Genomic DNA, 4,436 nt, shown 5'->3' on the forward strand with positions numbered 1-4,436 from the left:
AAACTCCGCCACCGCATCCAGGAACCCACCGCGGCGGCCGTAGGTCTTGCCGGGGCGGTCCGGGTCCGGGTCGTACAGGGCCTCCACATCCCAGCCCCGGTCCGCCGGGAACTCCGAGATGACGTCGGCGCCCGAACGCACCACCTCCCACAGGTCCTCCGGTGACCCGACACCCCCGGGGAAACGGCACGCCATCCCCACGATCGCGATCGGCTCGCTGGAGGCGGCGCGCAGCGCGTTGTTCTGCCGGCGCAGCAGCTCGGTCTCCTTGAGGGAGGCGCGCAGTGCCGCGACGACCTTTTCGTTGGGCGTTGCCATGTTTCTGCTCCGGATTGCGAGGTGGGTCAGGAGTCTTTGCCGTCGAGCGCCATGCGCACCAGGTTGTCGAGGTCCATCTCGTCGATGGACTCGGCCTCGTCGTCCCCTCCCGGGACGGTCGCCTCTTCCGCCACCGGGTCGGCCAGTTGGCGGACCAGGTCCAGCAGGCCGGCCTCACGGAACCGCGCCATCGGAATCGCCGCGACGGCCTCCCGGAAGGCCCGCTCCTCGGCGTCCGCCGGCGCCTCGGCCGCCGCTTCCGGGGTGAGCTCCAGCCGGATCTGCCGCGCGAGCAGCGTGGAGTTGGGGTAGTCGAAGATGAGCGTGGCGGGCAGCCGCAGGCCGGTCACCGCGGTGAGGCGGTTGCGCAGCTCCACCGCGGTCAGCGAGTCGAAGCCCAGCTCGGTGAACGACCGCTTCGGGCCGACCACGTCCGGCGACGCGTGACCGAGGACCGCGGCGACCTCGCTCCGGATCAGCCGCACCACGTGCTGTTCCGCCTCGGCCTCGTTCATGCCGGCCAGGCGCTCCCGCAGCGGAACACCGCCGCCCGCCGCCGCAGCGCCCACCGCCCGACGGGGCCGGGTACGGACGAGCCCGCCGAGCAGCGCGGGCAGCCGGCCGGAGTCCGCGAGCGTCCGCAGGGCGGGGAGGTTGAGGCGTACGGGGACGAGCAGGCCGTCCGTCCCCGCGCCGCCGCCCGCACCTAGCGCCCGGTCCAGCAGCGCCAACCCCTCCGCCTCACTCAGCGCCTCCGCACCGAGCCGCGCGATACGTTTCTGGTCCGCCACACCCAGCCCGGCAGTCATCGCACTCTCCGCCCCGGCCCACAGGCCCCAGGCGAGGGACAGCCCCGGTAGGCCCTCGGCACGCCGGGTCTGGGCGAGGGCGTCCAGGAAGACGTTCGCCGACGCGTAGTTCGCCTGGCCCGCATTGCCGAACACACCAGCGGCCGACGAGAACAGCACGAACGCCGACAGCTCCATGCCCCGGGTCAGCTCATGCAAGTTCCAGGCCGCGTCCACCTTCGGGCGCAGGACCGTGTCGAAGCGCCCGTCGTCGAGTGAGTCCAGTACACCGTCGTCCAGTACACCCGCCACGTGCACCACACCCGTGAGACGGCGGCCGTGGAGTACGTCGGCCAGCGCATCCCGGTCGGCCGCATCACACGCCACCACCTCCACCGCAGCACCCTGCTCGGTCAACTCACGGCTCAACTCCGGCATGCCAGCCGCTTCCAGGCCGCGACGGCTCAGCAACACCAACTCCCGTACGCCGTGCGCCACCACGAGGTGCCGGGCAACTACGGAGCCCAACGCGCCCGACGCCCCGGTCACCAACACCGGGCCGTCCCCGAATGCCGGGCCCTCCGACGCCGGAACCTCCGCCCGTGTCAGACGCGGCACCCGCACCACGCCATCCCGGACCGCCAACTGCCCCTCTGCCGAGGCCAGCCCGGGCACCACCGTCTCAACGTCGGCGCCCACCGGCAGATCCGCCAGCACGAACCGCCCCGGGTACTCCGCCTGCGCCACCCGCACCAGACCCCACACCGGCGCAGACCCCACCTCCACCAACTCACCGGCGGACACGGCCACCGCGCCCCGAGTCACCACCACCAACCGCGACCCGGCGAGCCGCTCCTCACCCACCCACCGCCGCACCACACCCAGCACCTCGGCCAGCCGCGACCGTACGGCCTCCGGAACGGCGCCGTCATCGACCGGACCGCACTCCCACACCACCGTCCCGGGTACGTCATCGCCCGACGCCAGCAACGCGTCCACATCGGCGTACGCCCCCTCGGCACCCACCACCGCGACCGGACCCGCCTCACCCCCACCCACCACCGGCACCCACTCCACCCCGAACAGCGCGTCCTCACCCCCCACCGACGCCGCCGCCAACTGCTCCCGACTCACCTCACGCAACGCCAACGAACCCACCGACGCCACCGGCAACCCCACCTCGTCGAACAACTCCACCGCCACACCCCCACGCCCATCCGGCGCAACCCGCACCCGCACCGCCACCGCACCCACCGCGTGCAGCGCCACATCCGCCCACGCGAACGGCAGCCGCGTGCCCGAACCGTCGGCGAGCGGCAGCAGGCCGCTCGTGTGGAGAGCGGCGTCCAGCAGGGCCGGGTGCAGCCCGAACGAGTCGGCCGAGTCGGCCAGTTCATTGGGGAGAGCGACCTCGGCAAGGACCTCGTCGCCCTGCCGCCAGGCCGCCCGCAGGCCGCGGAACGAGGGGCCGTAGTTCAGGCCCTCGCCGGCGAGCGCGTCATAGACGCCGGACACGTCGACGGGGGCGGCCCCGGCGGGCGGCCAGGGTCCGTCCTGCTTGTCGGGGGCGGTGTCGACCGCCGCGAGGACGCCGTCGGCGTGCGCGGTCCACTCGGCGGTCCCCGCGCCGCTCGGGTCATGGGGGCGGGAGTGGACCTCGACGGTACGGCGCCCGGCGTCGTCCGCCTCGCCCACCGCGACCTGGATCTGCACCGCTCCGCTCGCCGGCAGCACCAGCGGCGCCTGGAGCGTCAACTCCTCCAAACGGCCGCACCCGACCTCGTCCCCCGCCCGCAGCGCCAGCTCCACCAGCGCCGCACCCGGCACCAGCACCACGTCGCCCACGGCGTGGTCCGCCAGCCACCCGTGCGACGCGAGGGACAACCGGCCCGCGAACACCGTACGGTCGGCGCCGGCCAGCTCGACCGCCGCACCGAGCAGCGGATGCCCGGCGCTCCGCAGCCCGGCCGCGGCGACATCGCCCGCACCGGCCGGGGCCTCCAACCAGTACCGCTCGTGCTGGAACGCGTACGTCGGCAGCTCCACCCGCCGCCCACCGGGCAGCACCGCCGCCCACTCGAGGGGCACCCCAGCCATGTGCAGCCGGCCCACCGCGGCCATGACCTCCCGCTCCTCCGCCCGGTCCCGCCGCAGTACGGCCACCGCGGCCACGTCCGTCTCAAGCACCGGCTCGAGCGCCGGCTCCACCAGCCCGGCCAGCACCGCGTCCGGCCCGACCTCCACAAACCGCCGCACCCCCAGCGCGTGCAGCGCCCGCAGCCCGTCCGCGAACCGCACCGCCTCCCGCACGTGCCGCACCCAGTACTCCGGTACGGCGATCTCCGCGCCGACCACAGCACCCGTCACCGTGGACACGAACGGCACGGAGGGTTCGTGGAAGTCCAGGCCCGCCACGACCGTACGGAACTCCGCCACCATCGGCTCCATCAACGGCGAGTGGAACGCGTGGCTGACCGCGAGCCGCTTGACCCGCCGGCCTTGCTCAGCCAGTTGCTCCGCCACCTGCTCGACGTCGGCCTCCGCACCCGAGATCACCACGGACTGCGGCCCGTTGACCGCCGCCACACCCACGGTGTCCGCCACCACACCGGCCAGCAGCTCACGCACCTCCGCCTCGGTCGCCTCGACCGCCACCATCGCCCCGCCCACCGGGAGTTGCTGCATCAACCGGCCCCGCGCCGCCACCAGCACACACGCGTCCCGCAACGACAACACACCTGTCACGTGCGCCGCCGCGATCTCACCGATCGAATGCCCCGCCACCGCATCCGGCCGAATCCCCCACGACGCCAACAACCGGAACAACGCCACCTCGACGGCGAACAGCGCCGGTTGCGTGAACTCCGTACGCGCCAACACCTCCGCATCCTCACCCCACATCACCGCACGCACCGGACGCGCCATCACCGCGTCCAACTCCGCACACACCTCGTCCAACGCCCCCCGGAACACCGGAAACACGTCATACAACTCCCGGCCCATCCCAAGCCGCTGCGCACCCTGCCCCGTGAACAGGAACGCCGTCCGCCCGCCCACCGCCACACCGGACTGCGCCAACACGTCCAGACCATCGACCAGTTCACCCAGATCCGCACCCACCACCACCGCACGGTGCTCCAACGCACCCCGCGTCGTCGCCAACGACCACGCCACATCCACCGGCCGCAGGCCAGCCCGCCCGGCAACATACGACCGCAGCCGCTCCGCCTGCGCCCGCAGCGCCTCCGGGGAAGCCGCGGACAGCACCCACGGCACCACCGCGTCCGGCCGCGGCTCCCCGTCCTCCTCGGGCGCCACGACCGCCGGGGC

General features: G+C 73.5%; 2 protein-coding genes. Both read right to left on the reverse strand.

The genetic code is table 11. The annotated features are described in order from the left end of the window. The coding region (locus WA788_RS35000; protein WP_335984418.1) for a beta-ketoacyl synthase N-terminal-like domain-containing protein at nucleotides 1-318 on the reverse strand (318 nt) is incomplete at its 3' end. 26 nt (nucleotides 319-344) lie between these two features. Continuing rightward, nucleotides 345-4,436, reverse strand: a 4,092-nt coding sequence (locus WA788_RS35005) for a type I polyketide synthase (RefSeq protein ID WP_335984419.1), incomplete at its 5' end; no start/stop codon positions are given.

It is taken from the genome of Streptomyces sp. CA2R106 (assembly GCF_037034245.1).
In the GTDB taxonomy this organism is placed as follows: Bacteria; Actinomycetota; Actinomycetes; order Streptomycetales; family Streptomycetaceae; genus Actinacidiphila.